We start from the raw sequence: 21,283 nt of genomic DNA, 5'->3' as shown, positions 1-21,283 counted from the left end.
CCGGTAGCGCGGCGTCGATCACCACGTCCAGATGTTATGTCGGGCAGAACATCTTTGCCCAATAAAATCTGTGACCTGCGCTAACCTTGGGGGATGACCGGCGCCGACGGCAACGACTCCCGCCCCGACCCGCTCAACGACGACCTCGGGTGGATGCTCGGCGTCGTCTTCCGGGCCTACATCCGCGCCGCCGAGCACGCCGTCGGTGACCTGCCCGGCGGGCCGCGTGGCTACCACGTGCTCACCGCCGCCGACCGGGAGCCCGCCCGCAACCAGGGGGCGATCGCCGAGGAACTGGGTATCGACCGCACCGTCCTGACGTACCTGATCGACGACCTGGAACGCGCCGGGCTGGTGCTGCGCCGACCGGACCCGGCGGACCGGCGCAGCCGCCTGGTCACCCTCACCGACGACGGCCGGGACGCCGCGCGGCTCCGGCGGGACGAGCTGCGCCGGGTCGAGTCGCGCCTGCTGCGGGAGCTCGCTCCCGACGAGAGCGCGACGCTGCGGGGGCTGCTGCGGCGGGTGGCCTGTGCGGCGCAGGCGCTCGACCCGCTCACCGACCTCTGCGAGGCGGCCGAGGAGGCGGCGGACCAGCCGCCGGCCGGTCGGCGGCCGAGGTCGGCGTCCCGCCGCTGATCGCCGGCTCGACCGGCGAGGGTCCGGAACGATCCGCCGAGGAGATTGACGGGCGTCGCTCGCCTTTCTAGGTTCAGCATCATGATTCTCAATGTTCGACGGTTCCTGGCGATGCTGGCCGCCTTCGTGACCGTCCTGGTCGTCGGGATGCCCGCGGCCGTCGCCGCAGTCGGTCGCCCCATCAACGAGCTCGGCACCGGCAGCTACCTCGGCTTCCAGGGCGGGCTGTATCCGGCCGGCCGGAACGCCATGCCGGACAGCCACCACACCGCTGGTGTCACCCGAGCCCTCCGGGTACGCCCGCTCGACACCGCCGGCGCACCGAGCGCCAACGGCAAGTACGTGCTGCTCTCCATCGGCATGTCCAACACCACCCAGGAATTCTGCTCGGGAGATGGCAGCGGGAGGTGCGCGCCGTACTCCTTCATCGGTCAGGCCGCGGCGGACCCGCAGGTCAACCGGGACAAGCTGGTCATCGTCGACGGCGCCGCGGGTGGCCAGACCGCCGGCACCTGGGACGCGCCGACCGACGCCAACTACGACCGCGTCCGGGAGGCCAGGCTGGCACCCCTCGGGCTCACCGAGCGGCAGGTCCAGGTCGCCTGGGTCAAGGTCGCCAACGCCAACCCGTCGGTGTCGCTGCCCGCGGCCAACGCCGACGCCTACCAGCTCGTGAGCCAGCAGGGCAACATCCTCCGGGCGTTGAAGGTGCGCTATCCCAACCTGCAGCAGGTCTTCTTCTCCAGCCGCATCTACGGCGGCTACGCGACCACCAGCCTGAACCCCGAGCCGTACGCGTACGAGACCGGCTTTGGCGTCAAGTGGGTGATCCAGGCGCAGATCACCCAGATGTCCGGCGGCGGCACCGATCCTCGGGCCGGCAACCTGAACTACAACAGCGCCACCGCGTGGGCGGCCTGGGGTCCCTACCTCTGGGCCAACGGCCTCCAGCCCCGCTCGGACGGGCTCGTCTGGGACCGGGCGGACTTCGTCGCGGACGGTACGCATCCCGCCAACTCGGGGCGGCAGAAGGTGGGGAGCATGCTCCTCCGCTTCTTCAAGACCTCACCCCACACGGCCTGCTGGTTCACCGTCGCCGGCACCTGCGGTTAAGGCGATTCCTGTCGATCCGTACCGTCCAGAGCATGCGGATCACGAAGTACACGCACTCCTGTGTCCGGCTCGAACACGACGGCGCGGTCCTCGTGATCGACCCCGGTACGTGGAGCGAGCCGCACGCCCTGGCCGGTGCGGACGCCGTGCTGGTCAGCCACGAGCACGCTGACCACATCGACGTACTGCGGCTGGCCGGCCTGGGGGTGCCGGTCTTCGTGCCGGAGGGCGCCGTGCTGCCGGACCTGGCCCCGCTCCCGGTGACCCGGGTCGGCGCGGGGGAGCGGTTCACCGCGGCCGGTCTCGACGTCACCGCGGTCGGCGGGCGGCACGCCACCAGCCACGACGGCCTTCCCGACTGCGCCAACCTCGGCTACCTGGTCGCCGACGAGGTCTACCACCCGGGTGACTCCCTGCACCTCCCGGGCCGGCCGGTACGGACGCTGCTGGTCCCCGCGCAGGCGTCCTGGCTCAAGCTGACCGAGGCGATCGACTTCGCCACCGCGGCCCGCGCGGCCGAGGTCTTCGCGATCCACGACGCCCAGCTCAACGAGCGCGGCCTGGCCAGCGTCAACGGCTGGCTCACCGAGACGGTGCGCGGCTACCGCTACCTCACCCCCGGCGAGACGGCCTGACCCGGCCACCGCGCCTGGCCCGGCCACCGCGTCGGACCGGCCGCCGTGACGGTACGCGGGACAGCGCCCGGCGGGCCGTCTACGCTCAGGCCACCGCCAGCTCGGGAGGCGCAGCATGAGCAGCGACACGACGTCCACAGTGATGCCGGCCGTGTTCTTCGGCCACGGCAGCCCGATGAACGCACTGGAAGTCAACCGGTACACCGCCGCATGGCGGGGGTTCGGGCAGTCGGTTCCCCGGCCCCGGGCGATCCTGGTGGTGTCGGCCCACTGGTACATCGGTGCCACGGCTGTCACCGCCATGCCCCGGCCGCGGACGATCCACGACTTCTACGGCTTCCCGCAGGAACTGTTCGACGTGCGCTACCCGGCGCCGGGCCTGCCCGAACTGGCCGAGGAGGTCAGCGACGTCGTCCACCCGACGTGGGTCGGCGCCGACCTCGACTCCTGGGGCATCGACCACGGCACCTGGTCGGTGCTGGTGCACGCCTTTCCCGAGGCGGACATCCCGGTCGTGCAGCTGAGCATCAACGCGTTCAAGGCGCTGGACTACCACCTCGAACTGGGCGCGAAGCTCGCGCCACTGCGGGAGCGGGGTGTGCTGGTGGTGGCCAGCGGCAACGTGGTGCACAACCTCGGCGGCGTCAATCCCCGGATGGTCGACCAGGGGTTCGACTGGGCGCAGCGCTTCGACGAGGCGGCGAAGGAGGTCATGCTCGGTGCGCCGACCGAGGCGGCCGCGTTGGACGCCCACCGCGACTTCGGCGTCGCCGTGCCGACGCCCGACCACTTCATCCCGCTGCTCTACCTGGCCGGCCTGGCCGGTGCCGACGGCACGGCGGCGAACGTTCTGGTGGACGGGTACGCCTACGGGTCGCTGTCGATGACCGCCTACACGGTGGGCCGGTCCGGCGAGCCGGAGAAGCCGCTGGCCGGGTCGCCCACGTTGCCCGACGGCGTACCCGCCGACTCAGCCAACATCTGAGCCGGCGGCGACGTCGACGCGGAAGTCGGGGTGGTCGGGGTCAGCAGCGCCGTGCGCGACGACGCGGCCCAGCCCCGGTACAACTCGTCGGCGAGCGCGCCCAGCAGAATCGGCACGTCCCGCGCCGCCGAGTCGTGCATCGCCTCGACCACCACCAGGACGCTGACCGTGTCGTCGCGTGCCGGCGACCAGTGCCGGATGCTCCGTCCGGACCTGGGGAGAGTGCTGGAAGTACACGTTTCCGTCTCCTCACGCCTCGGCTCGGGCCAGCAGCAGCCCGAGCGCCAGGAACGAGCCGGCGAAGCACCGGCGCAGCCAGTCGGCCACCCGCGGTCGGTCAAGCACCTGCCGGCGTACCGCCGCGGCGCCGAGGCCGTAGCCGACGAAGACCACCAGCGTGGTCGCGGTGAACACCGCGCCCAGCCCGAGCATCCGGCCGAGGGCACCCGGCGCGTCCGGGTGCACGAACTGCGGCAGGAACGCGACGAAGAAGATCGTCAACTTCGGGTTGAGCAGGTTCGTCACCACCGCCGAGGCGATGATCCGGCGTGCCGGACGGGCCGGGGCGGTGTCCTCGACGGTGATCGCGCCCCGGTCGCGCAGCGTGGCGAAGGCCAGCCAGAGCAGGTAGCCCACACCCAGGTACTTGACCAGGTCGAAGGCGAGCGCGCTGGAGTGCAGCAGCGCGGCGAGCCCGGTGACGGCCGCCGCCAGGTGCGGCACCGTGCCCAGCGTGCCGCCCAGCGCCGCCACCAGTGCGGCCCGCCGCCCGCCGGTCAGCCCGGCGGAGACGGTGAACAACACCCCGGCGCCCGGGGTGACGACCACGACGAGCGTGGTCAGCAGGAACGCGATGGTCACGAGAATTGCTCCCTGGTCCGTTGGCGACTCACCCTCACCCTGCCGGCAGAATGGTCCGATGAGCAGTGCCAAACCGACGCCGACCGACAGGTCCATAGGTGGCCGGAGGGGCCGCTTGGTGCCGGCGGGGCCCCCGCTCAACGCCGGATCGGACTTCCTGCACCTGGACATCGGGCAGGCACCGGTCGGCGGGCGGGCGGCCTGGCTCGCCGACCGGCTGCGTCGGGCGATCGCCGACGGCGTCACGCACTGGATCGTCGCCACCCCCGGCACGCTGTGCCACTCGGTGGCCGTGCAGGCCTGCCAGGCGGCCGGCTACCAGCCGGTCGTGCGGCACCAGGCCGACGACTTCACCGCCCTGCTCGCCCTGGTCGCCGCCGGTCAGGGCGTCGGCCTGGTGCCGCAGTCGGCGCTCAGCCACCCGCTGCCGCCGGTCACGCTGCTGCCGTTGCCGCTGCGGCGGCGCACCAGCGTCGCCTACCGCCGGGGCGCGGCCGACCACCCGGCGGTGGCCGCCTGCATCGCCGCGCTCCGGGCCGCCGCTGGCAGCTTCAAAACCGACCACTCCGCTGTCCCCGACTCCACCACCGGCCAGCCCGCGAGCAGCGGATAGCTCGCGGCTCGCTCACCCCGGGCGGGTCTTTGGAGCGCGTTCGCCGGCCAACCGGGCGTCCGCCGCCCGCTGGCCCTCGTCGTCGCCGGCCTCCTCGCAGATCGCCGCCGCGTCCACCCAGTGCCGCCGGGCCTCGTCGTCGTCACCCAGTGCCGCCACCGCGTCGCCGAGGTGCAGCAGTGTCCGCCCCAGCCCGGCGCCCGGCCGGCCGCCCTCGCGCAGCCGCCGGCTGTCGGCCAGCAACTCGTAGGCATGGCGGGCCTGACCCGGTGCCACCGCCAGCAGCGCCGCCCCCGCGTTGAGCAACGCGGCCGCCCGGTTGGTCGGGTCGGTGACCCCCTCGTACTCGCGCAGCGCGGCCCGCCACGCCTGCGCGGCGTCGAGGTGCTCACCCATCGCCGAGTGCACCAGCACGAGGTTGGTCAGCGCCGCCGCGTAGCCGCGCGAGTCGCCGAGCGAACGGAACGTGTTGGCCGCCCGGACCAGCAGTTCGTGGGCGGTCTCCCGCTCGCCCCGCGCCAGCCGTGCGGCACCCAGCCCCAGGTCGCTGAGGGCCTGGCCGGCCCGGTCGGTACCCGCCCGGTGCCGGCGGGACAGCTCCAGGTGCTCCACCGCCTCGTCGAGCCGGCCGAGATCGAGCAGGGCCAGCCCGAGGTTCATCCGGGCCTGGGCGGTGCCGCGCCGCCCCCGACCGGTGACGGCCAGACTCAGCGCGCCCACCGCGCCGTGCGGGTCGTGCCGGCGACGCAGCAGCACCCCCAGCTCGTTGTGCGCCCAGCCGGCGATCTCCGGCCGGTCCTGGGCGGTGGGGTTGGCCAGTACGGTCGAACACACCTCCGCCCACTCGTCCAACCGCTCGGCGTGCGCGAGCCAGCCGCACAGCGCCACGGCCAACCGGAACCACCAGCGCCGTACCCGGCGCGGCAGCGTCTCCACCGCGCCGGCCGGCACCTTCACCACCGCCAGCAGCAGCTCCTGGTGCAGGTCGAACCAGCCGTACGGGTCGTCGTCGGGCAACCGGTGATCCCGATCGAGCGGGCCGCCCACGGCCAGCCCGGCAACCTGCCGCTCGGCCTGCCGGGCCAGGCAGCGGGTCAACCGCGCCTGCCCGTTCACCCGGTGCCGCACCGACGTGGCCTCGCGCAGGTGCATCCGGGCGTACGGGGCGAGCAGCGCTCGCACCTCGTACCGGTCGCCCGGCGCGCCGTCGACGAACGCGCCGTCGGCCAGCTCGTCCAGCAGCGTGGCGACCCGCTTCGGGTGGCGGCGGGCCAGCGCGGCGATGGTCCGCCGGTCCAGCGGCACCGGGCTCAGCGACAGCAGCCGCCACAGCCGTCTGGCCTCGGCGCTCAACGCGTGGTAGGCGGTGTCCCGCCCGGTCACCAGCCCGGTCACCGGGGAGACACCGACCCGCTGGTGCGGGGGCGTGTCGGCGGCGCGGCGCAGCGCCTGCAACACGTCGGCCGGCCGCCAGCCGTGCTGTGCCGTCCGCCGGCCCAGCTCGGTCGCGGTGCGGGGCTGCCGCCCACACAGCTCGACGACGGCCCGTACGGCCGGGTCGGTGCGCGGATCCGCCCGGTGCGGGCGGGCCACCGGGGTGGTCGCACCCGCGTCGGCGAACATCTCCACCGCGTCGTCGGCGCTCGGCTCGGCCAGCCAGTACGCCACCACCCCGTCGAGGGCGGCGAGCTGGCCGGTGCCGGCCAGCAGCAGGCGGCAGGTCCGGGCGGTCGGCGGCAGCAGCGGCCGGACCTGGGCCGGACTGTCCACGTTGTCCAACACCAGCAGCACCTTGCGACCGTCGAGCTGGCCCCGCAGCTCGTCCGCGGCGTCGGCGAGGTCGTCCGGCCGGCCGGAGCGCGGTGGCGTGGTGGCGAGGATGCGGGCCAGCGCCGACAGGACCTCCCGGGGCGAGCGGGCCCGCCCGCCCCGGCGCAGGTCGAGGTAGTACTGCCCGTCCGGGAAGTCGGTCCGGCACAGGTTGGCCGCCTGGATCGCGCACCACGAGCTGCCCACCGCGCGGCGACCCACCACGGCCACCGCGTGTTCCGGGGCCAGCAGCCTCACCACGGCCTCCACCTGCCCGCGCCGGCCGGTGAACCCCGCCGGCCAGGGCAGCGTCGGCGCGGTGCTGGTCGGCGAGCCGTCGTCGGTGGCCCCGGCCTGCTCCCGTTGGCGGCGCCGCCACTCCACCACGATCAGGGTCACCACGCCGATGACCACCAGGCCGGCGCTGGCCGAGCCGGCGACGGTGACGAACAGCTCGGAGAGCAGGTTGCCGGCGGCGTTGCCGAGCACGGCGGTGACCGCCCCGCCGGCCACCCCACCGACCGCGAGCAGCACGCTCAGCAGCCGGGGTCGGCGGGCGTCCCGCTCGGCCGGAGTCACCGCACACCCCCGGCGACCAGCCCGGCGACGACCTGCCGGCGGGCCAGCACGAACACCAGCACCGGCAGGATCGAGGCGAGTACGCTGCCGGCGGCGAGCGTGCCGCTGCCGGCCACGAACCCGCGGGTCTGCCCGGCCAGGAACAATCCGAGCGGGGTGGCGTCCGGGCTGCTGAACAGCAGCCCCACCGCCAGGTCGTTCCACACCTGGACGAACTCCAGCACGGCCACCGCCAGCAGCGGGGTGCGGTTGTGCCGGGCGAGCCGGCGCAGCGTGCCCCACCAGTGCCGCCCGCCGACCCGGGCCGCGCGGACCTGCTCGGCCGGCAGGTCGGCGAACGCGTTGCGCAGCACCAGCACGGCGAACGGGACACCCAGCGCCACGTGCACCAGGGCCAGCCCCCGGGCCGTGCCGGAGGAGAGCGCCACGCCCAGCACCTCGTTGACCGGCCCGGCGATCACCTGCACGGGGACGACCACGGCGACCATCAGCGCCAGCCCGGTGACCTGGGCGGCCGGCCCGGTCAACCACGCCAGCGGGTACGCGGCGAGCAGCGCCACGCCCAGCACCGCGGCGGTGACCAGCGTGGCCAGCACCAGCGTGAAGCCGAGGCTGGGCCACAACTCCGCCCCCGTGAGCACCGCCCGGTAGGAGTCAAGATCCGGCGGGCTGGACCACCAGCTCTCGGTGGCCGCGTGGACGGGGTCCTGCAGCGAGGTGGCCACCAGCACGCCCAGCGGCAGCAGCCAGGCGACGGCCGCGCCCGCGGCGAGCAGCCGGACCAGCCGCCGGGGCGGCGGTGCGACCGGCGCGACAGCGGCGGACCGCCGGGGCGGCGGCCACGCCTGCCGGACGAACAACGCTGCCACCAGGATGCCGGCGGCCACCGCCACCAGCCAGATCACCCCCAGGGCAGCACCTTCGCCGGTGGTCGTCGCGGCCGAGGTCTGCCACACCCGCAGCGCCAGCACCGCCGCCTCGTCGCGCACCGAGCCGGGGGTCATCACCAGGATCAGGTCGAAGGTACGGCTGGTGCCGACGGCGACCAGGGCGAAGACCACCGCCACCGTACGCAGCAGCAGCGGTCGCCACTGCGCGTCCCAGAGCACGTCGCGGCGGCTGCCGCCGAAGGCGCGGACCGCGTCGACCAGCCCGGTCGGCACCGTGTCGAGGGCGGCCCGGAAGACCAGCATCGCCAGCCCGACCCAGGCCCACACGAACGCCGACATCAGGGCCACGGTGACCAGTTCCGGGCCGAGCAGTTGCGGCACCTGCTCCGGCGCGCGCCCGGTGACCCGGGCCAGCAGCAGGGTGGCCAGCCCGCGCTGCGGGTCCGGGTCGTAGAGCAGCCGGAAGGTGACCCCGGTGACCACCAGCGGCAGCGCGGTCGGCACCACCAGGATGAGCCGGACCAGCCGACCCTCCTGGGACCGGCGGGAGGCCGCCGCGAGCAGGTAGCCCAGCACGGTGACCACGCTCGGCACCACCAGCGCCCACAGCACGGTGCGCCCGACCGTCGCGGCGGTCCCCGGTGCGGCGAGGGCGGCCCGGTAGTGTTCGGCGCCCACCCACCGGCCGTCGGTGGTCACGCTGGCCTGGAGCGTACGCAGCACGGGCCAGGCCAGCAGCCCGCCGAGCAGCAGCACCGCCGGCGCCAACAGCACCCAGCTGGCCCCGGCCGCCGGATAGGCCCGGCCACGCCGGGGCGGCCCGACGTCGTCGAGCACCGCCAGCTCGCCGAGCAGCGGACCCCGGCTCACCGTTGCCTCCCCGCCGTCCGGGCCGTCTCGGCGAGCTGCCCGGTGGCCCGCCGGACCGCCTCGGCGGCACTCACCCCGTCGGTCACGTCCATGAAGAAGTCCTGCATGATCCGCCAGATCCCCACCCCGTCGGTGCCGGTGAAGGTGCCGGACAGCTGGTCGGAGAGGTCGAACTGCACGGTCTCGGCGTCCCGCAGCTCGACGGCCAGCCGCCGGCGCACCGGATCGCGGTAGCTGTCCGCCGGCACCGCGAGGTTGGGGGAGAGGTAGCCGCCGGCCTCCAGCCAGGGCCGGAAGGCCGCCGCGTCGCTGAGCCAGCGCACCAGCTCCACCCCGCCGGCCGAGCCGGCGAACACCACCGCCGCGTCACCGCCGACGATCAGTGGTTGGTCGGCGATCCGGGCGCCCGGGAACCGGAAGGCGGCCAGCTCCTCGGTGCCGCGCCGGAACCGGGTGCCGACCGCGTCGACGAAGTCTCCCTCGAACACCATGGTCGCGTCGCGGTGATGCACCACCTGGATGACCGACTCCTCGAACTGGGTGAGCAGGGCCCGCCGGCCGCCGCCCGGGAACGCGCCGTCGATGCTCCACAGCTCGGCGAGCCGGTCCAGCGCCTGCCGCACCGGCCGGTCCTGCCAGTCGCCGTCGCCCCGGGCCAGCGCCGCGTAGCCGCCGGGGCCGGCGATGTCGGCGAGCACGTTCTCGAACCAGTCGGTGAGCACCCAGCCGTCGGCGGCGCCGACGGCCAGCGGTGCCGGGCCCGTCCCCGCCCGGTGCCGCGCGCCGAGCCGGCGGGTCAGGGCGACCAGCGCGTCCCAGGTTCTCGGCGGCTCGGCCAGCATCGACGGGAGGTACCAGAACAGCGACTTGTGCGCCGCCTTGATCCACACGCCGTAGCGTCGCCCGTCGGCGGTGAGCAGGTCGGCCATCCCGGCGGGCACGGCGTAGCTGGCCGCGGGGGTCACCTCGGTGAGCCAGCCACGCCGGGCGTACTCGACGACCAGACCCGGGCGGGACAGCATGGCCACGTCCGGGCTGGTGCCGGCCAGCTGCCGGGCGGCCAGGAACGCGTCGATGTCGTTGCCCACCCCGACCACCTGCACCGGCGCCGAAAAGCCGGCGACGACCTCGCGGAACCGCGCCAGCTCGCTTCCGCTCCAGACCACCGCCACCTGCACCGGCCGGGTTCCCCGCGCGCAACCGCCGGCACCGGCCGCGGTCGCCGCCGCGGCGGCCCGCAGCAGGGTACGGCGGCGCAGCCGGCCGGTCGCCGTCACGGGCGCGCCCCGTACTCGACCCGTGCCCGGTCGGCCAGCTCGGTCAGCACCTCGCCGTCGGCCGAGCAGAGCAGCACCGTGACGCCGGGGGAATCCGGCGGGGACACCCGGCCGACCAGGTCGCTGAGGCGTACCCCGTCGACTGCGGCGGGCAGGTCGACCACCAGCACCTCGGGCAGGCACGCCATGGCCCGGGCGAGGGCGACCCGGAACCGCTGCGCGTCGGAGAGCAGGTGCGGGCGCAGGCCCAGCGTCGGGGCGAGTTCGAGCCGGTCGACCAGGGCGGCCGCCCAGCCGTCGGCCACCTCGCGGACCCGCTTCCGGCGGCGTTGGCCGTAGGAGATGTTGCGGCCGACGGTGAGGTGAGGCAGCAGGGCGCCACCGGCCGGCACATACCCGATCCGGCGGTGTAGCGGGGGCAGGTCGGTGACCTCCCGGTCGCCGACCAGGATCCGGCCGGCGGCCGGCGCGGCCAGCCCGACCAGCACCCGCGCCACGGTGGTGCCCAGCCGTGGCGCGGCCACCAGGGCCACCGTCGCGCCGACAGGTACGTCGAGGTCGAGCGGTGGGATGTCCGGCACGGCGACGAGCTCCTGCGTGCGTAACGTGACCATCACCTCCGGTCACTGCCGTCGTCTGCCCAGGGTGTCACAGTCCGCCGACCCACGATGCCCCACCATCCATCCACTATGGACGCCACGGTGATCGTCACCGTCGCGGTCACCGCACCGCGCCGATCTTGCGGTTTCGGTCGCCGGATTGCCCGCTTCGCCCCGTTTATCGGGACGAAAAGTCCAAGATCGGCGCAGCCGGTGTCGGCGCGGGTGGGTAGGGTCCGGGGCACCACCTTGCTAGCGGGAGATGAGATGCCCTCGGACCACGTCGACGTGCTCATCGTGGGCGCCGGGCTGTCCGGCATCGGGGCCGCCTGCCACCTCCGGCGCAGCTGCCCCGACAAGACGTACGCGGTGCTGGAGGCGCGCGAGGCCGTCGGCGGCACCTGGGACCTGTTCCGCTATCCCGGCATCCGCTCCGACTCCGACATGTTCACCCTCGGCTACTCCTTCCAGCCGTGGACCGAGCCGAAGGCGATCGCCGACGGCGCGACCATCCGCGACTACCTCCGCCGCACCGCCGACCAGCACGACGTCACCCGGCACATCCGCTTCCGGCACCGGGTCGTCCGGGCCGAGTGGGACGGCCGGCAGGCCCGCTGGACGGTGCACGCCCACCGCGACGACACCGCCGAGCCGGTGGTGCTCACCTGCACCTTCCTCTTCGCCTGCACCGGCTACTACCGCTACGAGGCGGGCCACACCCCGCAGTTCAGCGGGCAGGAACGGTTCACCGGGCGGATCGTGCACCCGCAGCACTGGCCGGCCGACCTCGACCACACCGGCCAGCGGGTGGTGGTGATCGGCAGCGGCGCCACCGCGGTGACCCTGGTCCCGGCCCTGGCCGAGCGGGCCGCCCAGGTGACCATGCTGCAACGCTCACCCACGTACGTGCTGGCGCTGCCGGCACGCGACGGGCTCGCCGACGCGCTGCGGCGCCGGCTGCCGCCGCGCCTGGCGTACGCCGCCGTGCGGTGGAAGAACGTGCTGCTCGCCACCGCCAACTACCAGCTCAGCCGGCGCGCCCCCGGGCTGGTGAAGAGGCTGCTGCGCCGGGCCGCCGCCCGACAGCTGCCGGCCGGCTTCGACGTGGACCGTCACTTCGCCCCCCGCTACGACCCGTGGGACCAGCGGCTCTGCATCGTCCCCGACGGGGACCTGTTCACCGCCCTGGCCGACGGCCGCGCCGGCGTGGTCACCGACACCGTCGAGACCTTCACCGGGCGCGGCATCCGGCTCGCCTCCGGCGAGGAACTGCCGGCCGACGTCATCGTCACCGCCACCGGGCTCGACCTGCTCGCCCTGGGCGGGATGACGCTGCGGGTGGACGGCGCGGACGTCGACCTGCCGCAGACCGTCGCGTACAAGGGGATGACGCTCTCCGGCGTGCCGAACTTCGCGCTGACCCTCGGCTACACCAACGCGTCCTGGACGCTCAAGGCCGACCTGGTCGCCGGGTACGTGTGCCGGCTGCTGCGTCACCTCGACCGCACCGGGACGCAGGTCGTCACCCCGCTCGCCCCGCCCGATGGGCCGCGCGCCCCGCTGATCGACCTGACCTCCGGGTACGTGCGGCGCGGCGTCGGGCAACTGCCCCGGCAGGGGCACCGGGCACCCTGGCGGCTGCACCAGAACTACGCCCGCGACCTGCTGCTCATGCGGTACGGGCGGCTCACCGACCCCGGCGTCCGGTTCACCGGGGCGGACTCGGCCCGAAGGAGTTCCGTCGATGCGTAGGTTCGACTTCACCGGCGGCACGGCCGTGGTCACCGGCGCCGCCGGCGGCATCGGTGCCGCCCTGGCCGACGGCCTGGCCCGCCGGGGCAGCGCGCTGGTCCTGGTCGACCGGGACGCCGAACGGCTCGACGCGGTGGCCGGCGAGATCCGGGCCACCGGGACGCCGGTGGAAACCCACGTGGTCGACCTGGCCGACGCGACCGCCACGGCGGCCGTCGCCGAACGGATCCGCGACCGGCATCCCCGGATCCGGCTGCTGGTCAACAACGCCGGGGTGGCCCTCGGCGGCCGGTTCGACGAGGTGACCCTCGACGAGTTCAGCTGGGTCGTCGACGTCAACTTCCGGGCCGTGGTGCAGCTGACCCACATGCTGCTGCCGGCGCTCAAGGCCGAGCCCGGCGCGCACCTGGTCACCATCTCCAGCCTGTTCGGCCTGATCGCTCCGCCGGGCCAGGCCGCCTACTCGGCCAGCAAGTTCGCCGTCCGGGGCTTCACCGAGGCGCTGCGGCACGAACTCGTCGCCGACGGCATCGGCGTCACCTGCGTACACCCCGGCGGCATCCGCACCCGCATCGTCCGCGACGCCCGGCTCGGCAGCGGCGTCGACCGCGCGGAGTTCGAGGCCGGCCGCCAGCGGTTCGAGCGGCTGCTCACCATCGCACCGGCCACCGCCGCCGAGGTCATCCTGCGTGGCGTCGCCCGCCGCCGTGGTCGGGTCCTGGTCGGCTGGTCGGCGAAGCTGCCGGACCTGCTGGCGCGGATCGCGCCGGCCGGTCACGGCCGCCTGCTGGCCGCCGCCGGAAGCCGCGCCGCCGACCGCCCGCCGACCACCGTCGAACGGCCCCGGACGTCGGCGTGAGCGAGCGAACCATTCGACTCGGCAGCGTGGCGTCTCGCGCCGCCGGGCAGCGGAGCGAAGCGGTGGCGTGAGCGAGCGGCACCTCACCGTCGACGGGCGGCGGGTCCGTCACCGCGTCGACGGCGCCGGGCCGCCGGTGGTCCTGCTCCACGGCATCGGGCGTACGCGGCGCGACTTCACCGAACAGCACGAACTGCTCGCCGATCGGTACCGGGTGCACAGCGTCGACCTGCCCGGGTACGGCGGCTCGTTGCCGATGGCGCAGCCGTACGCCCTGCCGGCGTTGGCCGGGTTCGTCGGCCGGTACCTGGACGCGGCCGGGGTCGGCGGGCCGGCCCACCTGGTCGGCAACTCGCTGGGTGGCGCAGTCGCCATGCGGTTCGCGGTGGCCGAACCGGCCCGGGTCGCCAGCGCCGGCTTCGGCCGGGAGGTGACCATGGCGCTGCGCCTGCTCACCGTGCGCCCGTTGGGCCGGCTGCTGCTGCGACCCAGCCGGTACGCGGCCAGTCGGATCGAGCGGGCGTTGTTCCACGACCCGTCGCTCGCCACCGCGGAACGGATCGCGTACGCCCGGACCGTGGCCCGCCAGCCGTACGCCGCGCGGGTGGTGCTGGAGACCGCGCGCAGCCTCGGCACCGTACGCGGGGTGGGCCCGTGGCGTCACGAACTCCTGGCGGAGCTGGCCGGACTCGACCTGCCCACCCTGGTCGTCTGGGGCGACCGCGACCTGATCCTGCCGCCGGCCCACCTGGACGCCGCGCGGGCGCTGCTGCCCCGGGCCCGCATCCACCTGTTCCGCGACTGCGGTCATCTGCCGCAGGTCGAGTGTGCCGAGGCGTTCAGCGACCTGCTGACGGAGTTCTGGTCCTCGGCGTAGTCGACACGGCGCTTTCCGGCACCCCGGTCTCTGCTCGGCCAGCCGATGGGCGCATCATAGATACATGACGCATCCCCCTGCGGCCGGCCGGACGATCGCGCCGTCGGCCGCCGAACGCGCCTACCGTCACCTGAAACGCTCCATCCTGGAACAACTCCATCCCGGTGGTTCGCTGGTCAGCGAGGGTGAGATCGCCGAGGCGACCGGGGTTTCCCGGACGCCGGTCCGGGAGGCGCTGCTGCGGCTGGAGGCCGAGGGTCTGGTCCGGCTCTATCCCAAGCGGGGAGCGTTGATCCTGCCGGTCTCGGCCCGCGAGATCGCCGACGTGGTCGAGGCCCGCCGGCTGGTCGAGGTGCACGCCGCCGAGCGGGTCTGGCCCCGGCGCGCCGAGATCCGGGCCGCTCTGGCCGCCCGGCTGGCCGAGATGCGCGCCGCGCACGCCGCCGGTGACCTGACCACCCTGATGGCCGCCGACCGGGCCTTCCACGCCACCGTCGTCGACGCGGCCGGCAACGAGATCCTGGCCGAGCTGTACCAGCGGCTGCGCGACCGGCAGCTGCGGATGGCCCAGGCCAGCTTCCGGCTCTCACCCGCCTGGGCCGAGGTGGCGCTCACCGAGCACGCCGCGCAACTGGCCGCCCTCGACGCCGACGATCCGCAGCCCTGGCTCGCCGCGGTGGCCGCGCACATCGACACCGCCGCGCGCGTGTTCCTGGGCCCGCGATGAGCGAACGCCGGCCAGCAAATCAGCAACTCCGCGCAGTGCCCGCATGAGTGAGCGTCAGCGAGCGAATCGGCAGCGCAGCGTGGAAATCGCTCAGGTCGACGCTGAGCGGAGCGAGGTGGCGGCGTGAGTGAGCGTCAGCGAGCGAATCGGCAGCGCAGCGTGGAAATCGCTCAGGTCGACGCTGAGCGGAGCGAGGTGGCGGCGTGAGTGAGCGTCAGCGAGCGAATCGGCAGCGCAGCGTGGAAATCGCTCAGGTCGACGCTGAGCGGAGCGAGGTGGCGGCGTGAGTGAGCGTCAGCGAGCGAATCGGCAGCGCAGCGTGGAAATCGCTCAGGTCGACGCTGAGCGGAGCGAGGTGGCGGCGTGAGTGAGCGTCAGCGAGCGAATCGGCAGCGCAGCGCGGTGAGCGGCCCCGCCGTCGCGGCATCTCCACCGGAGGTACCCCGCGGACGCGCCGTGCTGGTCTGGTCCGTGGCGCTCAGCGCGTACATCGCGGCGGTCTTCCACCGCAGCTCGCTCGGCGTCACCGGGGTGGACGCCGCGCACCGCTTCGAGGTCAGCGCCGCGATGCTGGCCACCTTCAGCGTCGCCCAACTTGCCGTGTACGCGCTGATGCAGGTGCCGGTCGGGGTGCTGCTCGACCGGTTCGGTTCACGCCGCCTCCTGATCACCGGCGGCGTGCTGATGGTCGCCGGTCAACTCTGCTTCGCCCTCGCCACCGACGTACCCCTCGCCGTGGCGGGTCGGGTCCTGATCGGTCTCGGCGACGCGATGAGCTTCATCAGCGTGCTGCGGATCGTCGCGTACTGGTTCCCGGTCCGCCGTAACCCGCTGCTGGTCCAGCTGACCGGCACGCTCGGCCAACTCGGCGCGGTACTCGGCGCCGTACCGCTGGTGGCGTTGCTGCATCACGCGGGCTGGACCACCGCCTTCCTGACCGCCGCGGGGCTGGGCGCGGCGGTGCTGCTGGTGGTCGTCGCCGCGGTCCGCGACTCACCGCATGCCGCGCCCGGGCCCGCCACCGGGTCACCGTCGGCCCCGATCCGCGGGCGGCTCGCCGCCGCGTGGGGACACCCGGGCACCCGGCTCGGCCTCTGGACGCACTTCGTCACCTCCTTCTCCGGTGCCGTCTTCGCGTTGCTGTGGGGCTTCCCGTTCCTGGTGCAGGGGCAGGGACTCAGCCCGACCGCCGCGGCCTCGCTGCTCACCGTGATGACCCTCGCCATGCTGCTGTCCGGCCCGGCGATAGCGCACCTGTGCAGCCGGTACCCCAGGCATCGCTCGGTGCTGGTCTTCAGCATCACCGGCGTCACCGCCGGAATCTGGGCGGTGGTGCTCGCCTGGCCGGGGCGCGCGCCCGGCTGGCTGCTCGTCACGCTGGTACTGGTCCTGGCGCTCAGCGGGCCCGGCTCGCTGATCGGCTTCGACTACGCCCGCACCTTCAACCCGGTCAGCCGGATCGGCAGCGCCACCGGCATCGTCAACGTCGGCGGCTTCGCCGCGTCGATCATCCTGGTGCTCGCGATCGGCGTGGTGCTGGACGTGGCCACCCCGGCCGGTCAGGACGCCCCCGGGCTGGACGCGTTCCGCTGGGCATTCGCGCTGCAGTACGTCCTCTGGGCCGTCGGCGCCGTACAGGTCCTGCGCTGGCGCAACGCCGCACGTCGCCACCACGACGGGCCGACCACCCGCCGAGATGCTGTGCCGACGGCCCGTGGCGGCGGTAGGTTCGCCACCTGGAGCGATCGTGGGCGCCGCCGCCCCTCGGGCGACCCGACGGCGCAACGGCGCCGGCGCGGCGCGCCGACGCGGAGTAGGAGGAGAGCGTGAGCCAGCAGGTCAGGGGAGTCATCTCCCGCAGCAAGGGCGCACCCGTCGAGGTCACCGAGATCGTGGTGCCCGACCCGGGGCCCGGCGAGGCGGTCGTGCGGGTGCAGTCCTGCGGGGTCTGCCACACCGACCTGCACTACCGCGAGGGCGGCATCAACGACGAGTACCCGTTCCTGCTCGGCCATGAGGCGGCCGGCATCGTCGAGCAGGTCGGCGAGGGGGTCGACGCCGTCGCGCCGGGTGACTTCGTGGTGCTCAACTGGCGGGCGGTCTGCGGGGTGTGCCGGGCCTGCCGCCGGGGCCGCCCCTGGTACTGCTTCGCCACCCACAACGCGGCCCGGAAGATGACCCTGACCGACGGCACCGAACTCTCCCCGGCGCTGGGCATCGGTGCGTTCGCCGAGAAGACGCTGGTACACGCCGGCCAGTGCACCAAGGTGGACCCGGCGGCCCGGCCGGCCGCGGTCGGTCTGCTCGGCTGCGGGGTGATGGCGGGCCTCGGCGCGGCGATGAACACCGGCGGGGTGACCCGCGGCGACTCGGTGGCGGTCATCGGCTGCGGCGGCGTCGGCGACGCGGCGGTGGCCGGCGCGGCGCTGGCCGGCGCGACGACGATCATCGCGGTGGACACCGACTCCCGCAAGCTCGACTGGGCCCGCAAGTTCGGCGCCACGCACACCGTCAACGCCTCCGAGGCCGACCCGGTGGCGGAGATCCAGGCGGCCACCGGCGGCTTCGGTGCCGACGTGGTGATCGACGCGGTCGGCCGGCCGGAGACCTGGAAGCAGGCGTTCTACGCCCGGGACCTGGCCGGCACCGTCGTGCTGGTCGGCGTACCCACCCCCGAGATGCGGATCGAGCTGCCCCTGCTGGACGTCTTCGGCCGGGGCGGCGCGCTGAAGTCCAGCTGGTACGGCGACTGCCTGCCCAGCCGCGACTTCCCCATGCTCACCGAGCTCTACCTGCAGGGCCGCCTGGACCTGGACGCCTTCGTCACCGAGGAGATCCCGCTGGACGGGGTGGAGGAGGCGTTCGCCCGGATGCACCGCGGTGACGTGCTCCGCTCGGTGGTGGTCTTCTGATGGCCGCCCGGATCGATCACGCCGTCACGTCCGGCACGTTCTCCCTGGACGGGCAGACCTTCGACGTCGACAACAACGTCTGGGTGGTCGGCGACGACACCGAGTGCGTCGTCGTCGACGCCCCGCACGACGTCGACGCCATCCTCCAGGTGGTGGCCGGGCGTCGGGTCACCGCGATCCTCGCCACCCACGCCCACGACGACCACGTCCGGGTCGCCCCGCAGCTGTCCCGTGCCACCGGCGCGCCGGTGCTGCTGCACCCCGCTGACCGGGTGCTGTGGGACATGGTGCACCCCGACGAGGCGCCCGGTGGGCAGCTGCACCACGGCGACATGATCGAGGTGGGCGGCACCGCGCTGACCGTGCTGCACACCCCCGGGCACAGCCCCGGCGCGTGCTGCCTGCACGCTCCCGCGCTCGACGTGGTCTTCACCGGCGACACGCTGTTCGCCGGTGGCCCGGGCGCCACCGGCCGGTCGTACAGCGACTTCGACACCATCATCGGCTCGATCCGGGACCGGCTGCTCACCCTGCCGCCGCAGACCATCGTGCACACCGGCCACGGCGCCAGCACCACCATCGGCGCCGAGGCGCCGCAGCTGCCTCAGTGGCTGGCCCGAGGGCACTGAGGACGCGAGCCGGGTCGGCCAGGCCCGGACCGCACCGACACCGTGCCGACGCACCCGGAAACCCGGGTGCGTCGGCCCGCCGGCCCCGGCGACACTGCCGACGTGTCGTCGACCCCGCCGCCGAGACTGACCCCGGCCCAGCACGCCGCGGTGCGGCACGTCCGGGCGGTGGCGTTGGGTGACCGTCCGGCGGCGCTGGCCGCCATCGGCCGGACGCTCGCCGGCACCGGCGTACGGCAGCACCGGGAACAACTCGTCGCGGCGTTCGGCCGGGCCGGCCGCGTCACCATCAACTTCCACCCCGACCGGGTGATCGCCGACGGACGGACGGTCGCCGAGGCGCTCGCCGCCGACGGCGTCTACCGCAGCCAGTTCGAGACGGGGATCTCCAACGGCGGGCTGACCGCGTACCCCGGCGGGGACCGGGACCGCTGGGAGCGGCGCCTGTTCGGCGGTGCGTACCAGCGACCGGGCGTACGCCCGGCGGACCGGCCGAAGTACGGCGGCCTGAACCTGCTCGACCACCCGGACGGCGCCTGCCCCCGGTTCGGCTCCTGCCACCTGCGGCTGCGACCCGAGGTGCTGGCCCGCACCACGTTCTGCTTCGGCGACAGTCACCTCGGCCCACGGGACGTCGGCACCGTCGACGTGGTCGAGCCGGTGCTGGCCGCCCTACTCGCCGCGACCGTCGACACCGGGATCAGCCTCGGCCGGCCGGGCATGGATCTGGTCGCCCTCACCGGCGAACTGCTGCGCCACCGGGAGGATGTCGCCGGCACACCGCGGGCGGCCGGACGGGCCCTCGACGACTACGTCGAGGCGCAGGTCCACGGTGAGATCCGGCTGGCCGGTGACGTGCTGGAACTGGTCGTCGACCCCTCGTACCGGGGCAGCGCCACCGCGGCGACCCTGGCCGCCGCCGCCCGCCGGTACGGCTTCCCGCTGGCCTGGCACGCCGGCTTCACCCTGCCCGTGCACCAGGTCGACGCCGAGTTCCGGGGGCCGGCCATCCCGCCGCTGGCGGCCCGGGTGCACGCCGAGTTCGCCCGGCCGGGGGAGCCGCTGCACGCCGCGCTGATCGGCCGGGCCGCGGCGTCGGTGGTGACCGACCCGGACCGGTGGGCGGATCGTGGGCCGGTCACGGACACCCTGCAACACCTCAAGCAGCTCTGGCACGTCCTGGTGCACTTCGGCACCCCGTACGTGGCCTGATCCCGCTGCCCGGTTCGTACCTTTCCGGGGTTGCCTGCCCGGCCTGGCGGGTGACCAGGATCGCAGCCGCGCGAAGTGCGGGCATTTCCGGAATGACCGACATAGCAGCCGGGTTGTGTCCCCCGTAGCGCCGGCACGTAAACCTCGACCGGCGACCGCAGTTCCCCCGAGAGCGGCTCAACCCCGAGCGGCTCGTAACGATCGAAAGGGCAACCATCGTGAAGCTGGACTTCACTCGATGGCTCCCGGCCATCGCGACGAACCCGAACCGGAAAACCGCACTGAGCGTGGCGGGCGTGGCGGCCCTCGCCGGGCTGGCCTTCGGCCCGACCGCCGTCGCCACACCGATCACCACCGGCCCCCACGAGGGCGCCGTGGCGGCGATCGACACGGCCACCGGCCGGACCACCACGGTCGAATCCGGGCAGACCACCGGCGCCGACAAGGCGGCCGCCGACAGCCAGAATGCCGGCAAGTCTGATGCCGCCAAGGCTGGTGCCGGCAAGGCTGGTGCCGGCAGGTCGGACTCCCGCACGCCCAAGCGCGACGAGCTGGTCCCGCACGGTGTGCAGGGCGCGCAGTCACGCATCCCGCTCGACAACGCGCAGCAAACCAACGCCAAGACCATCATCGAGGTGGCCAAGGAGACCGGCGTCGGCGAGCGGGGCGCAGTGATCGGCGTCGCCACCGCACTACAGGAGTCGAAGCTGTACAACCTCGGCCATCTGGGCGCGTACAACGACCACGACTCGCAGGGCCTGTTCCAGCAGCGCCCGTCCAGTGGCTGGGGCACCGAGGCACAGATCACCGACCCCGAGTACTCCTCGACCGCGTTCTTCGAGGCGCTCAAGAACGTCCGCGGCTGGCAGGAAATGCCGCTGACCAACGCCGCGCAGCAGGTGCAGGTGTCGGCGTACCCGTTCCACTACGCGCAGTGGGAGGACCAGGCGGCGGACGTCGTCTCCCAGCTCTGGTGACAACTCCCGTGGCATAGAACCACTTCGGTGACACCGAACCACGCACCGGCCGGCCTGTACCTCGGGGCCGGCCGGTGCGCGTCTTTGGGTCCGGTCCGCCCGGTCCCGGTCCGCCGGGTCCGTGCCGGGTGTCCTGGCCCACCGGATCCGTGCCAGGTGCTCTTGTCCGCCGTTTCCGGTCCCGCGCGACCCTGACGCGGTGGGTTGGGTGCGCGGTTTGTTACCTCGGGCCGTGGGTGGCGGAGCCGCAACTGTGGCAGGGCCCGGTGCCGGCGGTCGATCACGACCTGCCGGTTGACCCGTGGCTGCGGGTGCAACACGCGGGCGGGCGGACGAGCTGATGGCGGAAAGCGGACCGGCTGCGGCTGATGCCCGATCTGCCGGCGTGACAACCGGGCGGCCTGCCACCTCCTGGGCGTTGCTGGGCGGGGTGTCCGTTTTCGGGGCGTGCTGTGGGCACCCTGAGTC

Annotated in this window: 17 protein-coding genes and 3 pseudogenes; 15 read left to right on the top strand and 5 right to left on the bottom strand. The window is 74.0% G+C overall.

Annotated features, from left to right (window positions below; translation table 11 throughout):
* Positions 1 to 93: 93 nt before the first annotated feature.
* The 4 genes from C1I95_RS05400 to ygiD all read left to right on the top strand — a co-directional run bounded on the left by C1I95_RS05400 (position 94) and on the right by ygiD (position 3,372).
* Positions 94 to 639 (top strand): MarR family winged helix-turn-helix transcriptional regulator, encoded by a 546-nt coding sequence (locus C1I95_RS05400; RefSeq protein WP_111212652.1) that lies wholly within the window; start codon positions 94 to 96, stop codon positions 637 to 639.
* Positions 640 to 720: 81 nt separating this feature from the next.
* Positions 721 to 1,752, top strand: a complete 1,032-nt coding sequence (locus C1I95_RS05395; RefSeq protein WP_146605638.1) for a hypothetical protein — start codon at positions 721 to 723, stop codon at positions 1,750 to 1,752.
* A 32-nt stretch (positions 1,753 to 1,784) separates the two neighbouring features.
* The gene (locus tag C1I95_RS05390; RefSeq protein ID WP_111212650.1) at positions 1,785 to 2,387 is read left to right on the top strand and encodes an MBL fold metallo-hydrolase; all 603 of its coding nucleotides are present in this window, start codon (positions 1,785 to 1,787) and stop codon (positions 2,385 to 2,387) included.
* Positions 2,388 to 2,502: 115 nt separating this feature from the next.
* Positions 2,503 to 3,372, top strand: a complete 870-nt coding sequence (gene ygiD / locus C1I95_RS05385; protein ID WP_233513371.1) for a 4,5-DOPA-extradiol-dioxygenase — start codon at positions 2,503 to 2,505, stop codon at positions 3,370 to 3,372.
* Between the two features lie 249 nt (positions 3,373 to 3,621).
* On the opposite strand, the gene C1I95_RS05375 is transcribed toward ygiD, so the two are convergent.
* On the bottom strand, positions 3,622 to 4,233 hold the full coding sequence (locus C1I95_RS05375; protein ID WP_111212647.1) for a LysE family translocator: 612 nt from the start codon (positions 4,231 to 4,233) through the stop codon (positions 3,622 to 3,624).
* Between the two features lie 250 nt (positions 4,234 to 4,483).
* Here C1I95_RS05375 and C1I95_RS05370 point away from each other — a divergent pair.
* A pseudogene (locus tag C1I95_RS05370) lies at positions 4,484 to 4,846 on the top strand (LysR substrate-binding domain-containing protein); the annotation flags it as partial.
* Between the two features lie 12 nt (positions 4,847 to 4,858).
* Here C1I95_RS05370 and C1I95_RS05365 read toward each other — a convergent pair.
* Genes C1I95_RS05365 through C1I95_RS05350 form a run of 4 tightly spaced genes read right to left on the bottom strand, consistent with a single transcriptional unit; the run spans position 4,859 to position 10,885 of the window.
* Positions 4,859 to 7,234 carry a tetratricopeptide repeat protein gene (locus tag C1I95_RS05365; protein WP_111212645.1) on the bottom strand — a complete coding sequence of 792 codons (2,376 nt, stop codon included), beginning with the start codon at positions 7,232 to 7,234 and terminating at the stop codon, positions 4,859 to 4,861.
* A complete protein-coding gene (locus tag C1I95_RS05360; protein WP_158566297.1) occupies positions 7,231 to 8,994 on the bottom strand; it encodes an ABC transporter permease in 1,764 nt (587 codons plus the stop codon). Before C1I95_RS05360 ends, C1I95_RS05365 begins: the two co-directional genes overlap by 4 nt.
* Entirely contained in the window at positions 8,991 to 10,271 is a 1,281-nt protein-coding gene (locus C1I95_RS05355; RefSeq protein WP_158566295.1) for an ABC transporter substrate-binding protein, read from the bottom strand. The genes C1I95_RS05360 and C1I95_RS05355 overlap by 4 nt, the downstream gene beginning before the upstream one ends.
* Positions 10,268 to 10,885: an ATP-binding cassette domain-containing protein gene (locus C1I95_RS05350; RefSeq protein ID WP_111212673.1), complete on the bottom strand. Its 618-nt coding sequence runs from the start codon at positions 10,883 to 10,885 to the stop codon at positions 10,268 to 10,270. Before C1I95_RS05350 ends, C1I95_RS05355 begins: the two co-directional genes overlap by 4 nt.
* 252 nt (positions 10,886 to 11,137) lie before the next feature.
* Here C1I95_RS05350 and C1I95_RS05345 point away from each other — a divergent pair, with 252 nt between their 5' ends.
* The 10 genes and pseudogenes from C1I95_RS05345 to C1I95_RS37290 all read left to right on the top strand — a co-directional run.
* Complete coding sequence (locus tag C1I95_RS05345) at positions 11,138 to 12,622, top strand: flavin-containing monooxygenase (RefSeq protein WP_111212642.1); 1,485 nt, start codon at positions 11,138 to 11,140, stop codon at positions 12,620 to 12,622.
* A complete protein-coding gene (locus tag C1I95_RS05340; RefSeq protein WP_111212641.1) occupies positions 12,615 to 13,481 on the top strand; it encodes an SDR family NAD(P)-dependent oxidoreductase in 867 nt (288 codons plus the stop codon). Before C1I95_RS05345 ends, C1I95_RS05340 begins: the two co-directional genes overlap by 8 nt.
* 67 nt (positions 13,482 to 13,548) lie before the next feature.
* Positions 13,549 to 14,358 carry an alpha/beta fold hydrolase gene (locus C1I95_RS05335; protein WP_111212640.1) on the top strand — a complete coding sequence of 270 codons (810 nt, stop codon included), beginning with the start codon at positions 13,549 to 13,551 and terminating at the stop codon, positions 14,356 to 14,358.
* Positions 14,359 to 14,422: 64 nt separating this feature from the next.
* The gene (locus C1I95_RS05330; RefSeq protein WP_111212639.1) at positions 14,423 to 15,085 is read left to right on the top strand and encodes a GntR family transcriptional regulator; all 663 of its coding nucleotides are present in this window, start codon (positions 14,423 to 14,425) and stop codon (positions 15,083 to 15,085) included.
* Positions 15,086 to 15,448: 363 nt separating this feature from the next.
* Complete coding sequence (locus tag C1I95_RS05325) at positions 15,449 to 16,915, top strand: MFS transporter (protein WP_233513370.1); 1,467 nt, start codon at positions 15,449 to 15,451, stop codon at positions 16,913 to 16,915.
* Entirely contained in the window at positions 16,912 to 17,997 is a 1,086-nt protein-coding gene (locus tag C1I95_RS05320) for an S-(hydroxymethyl)mycothiol dehydrogenase (protein WP_111212637.1), read from the top strand. The genes C1I95_RS05325 and C1I95_RS05320 overlap by 4 nt, the downstream gene beginning before the upstream one ends.
* Positions 17,997 to 18,626 (top strand): MBL fold metallo-hydrolase, encoded by a 630-nt coding sequence (locus C1I95_RS05315; protein ID WP_111212636.1) that lies wholly within the window; start codon positions 17,997 to 17,999, stop codon positions 18,624 to 18,626. The genes C1I95_RS05320 and C1I95_RS05315 overlap by 1 nt, the downstream gene beginning before the upstream one ends.
* A 102-nt stretch (positions 18,627 to 18,728) precedes the next feature.
* Positions 18,729 to 19,838, top strand: a complete 1,110-nt coding sequence (locus C1I95_RS05310; RefSeq protein ID WP_111212672.1) for a DUF3626 domain-containing protein — start codon at positions 18,729 to 18,731, stop codon at positions 19,836 to 19,838.
* A gap of 218 nt (positions 19,839 to 20,056) precedes the next feature.
* A pseudogene (locus C1I95_RS37295) lies at positions 20,057 to 20,243 on the top strand (hypothetical protein); the annotation flags it as partial.
* Positions 20,244 to 20,380: 137 nt separating this feature from the next.
* Positions 20,381 to 20,815: pseudogene (locus C1I95_RS37290) on the top strand (hypothetical protein); the annotation flags it as partial.
* Positions 20,816 to 21,283 lie beyond the last annotated feature (468 nt).

It is taken from the genome of Micromonospora craterilacus (assembly GCF_003236315.1).
In the GTDB taxonomy this organism is placed as follows: domain Bacteria; phylum Actinomycetota; class Actinomycetes; order Mycobacteriales; family Micromonosporaceae; genus Micromonospora; species Micromonospora craterilacus.
Note: the sequence above shows the minus strand (reverse complement) of the source record. Positions and strands in the feature narration are given on the sequence as shown.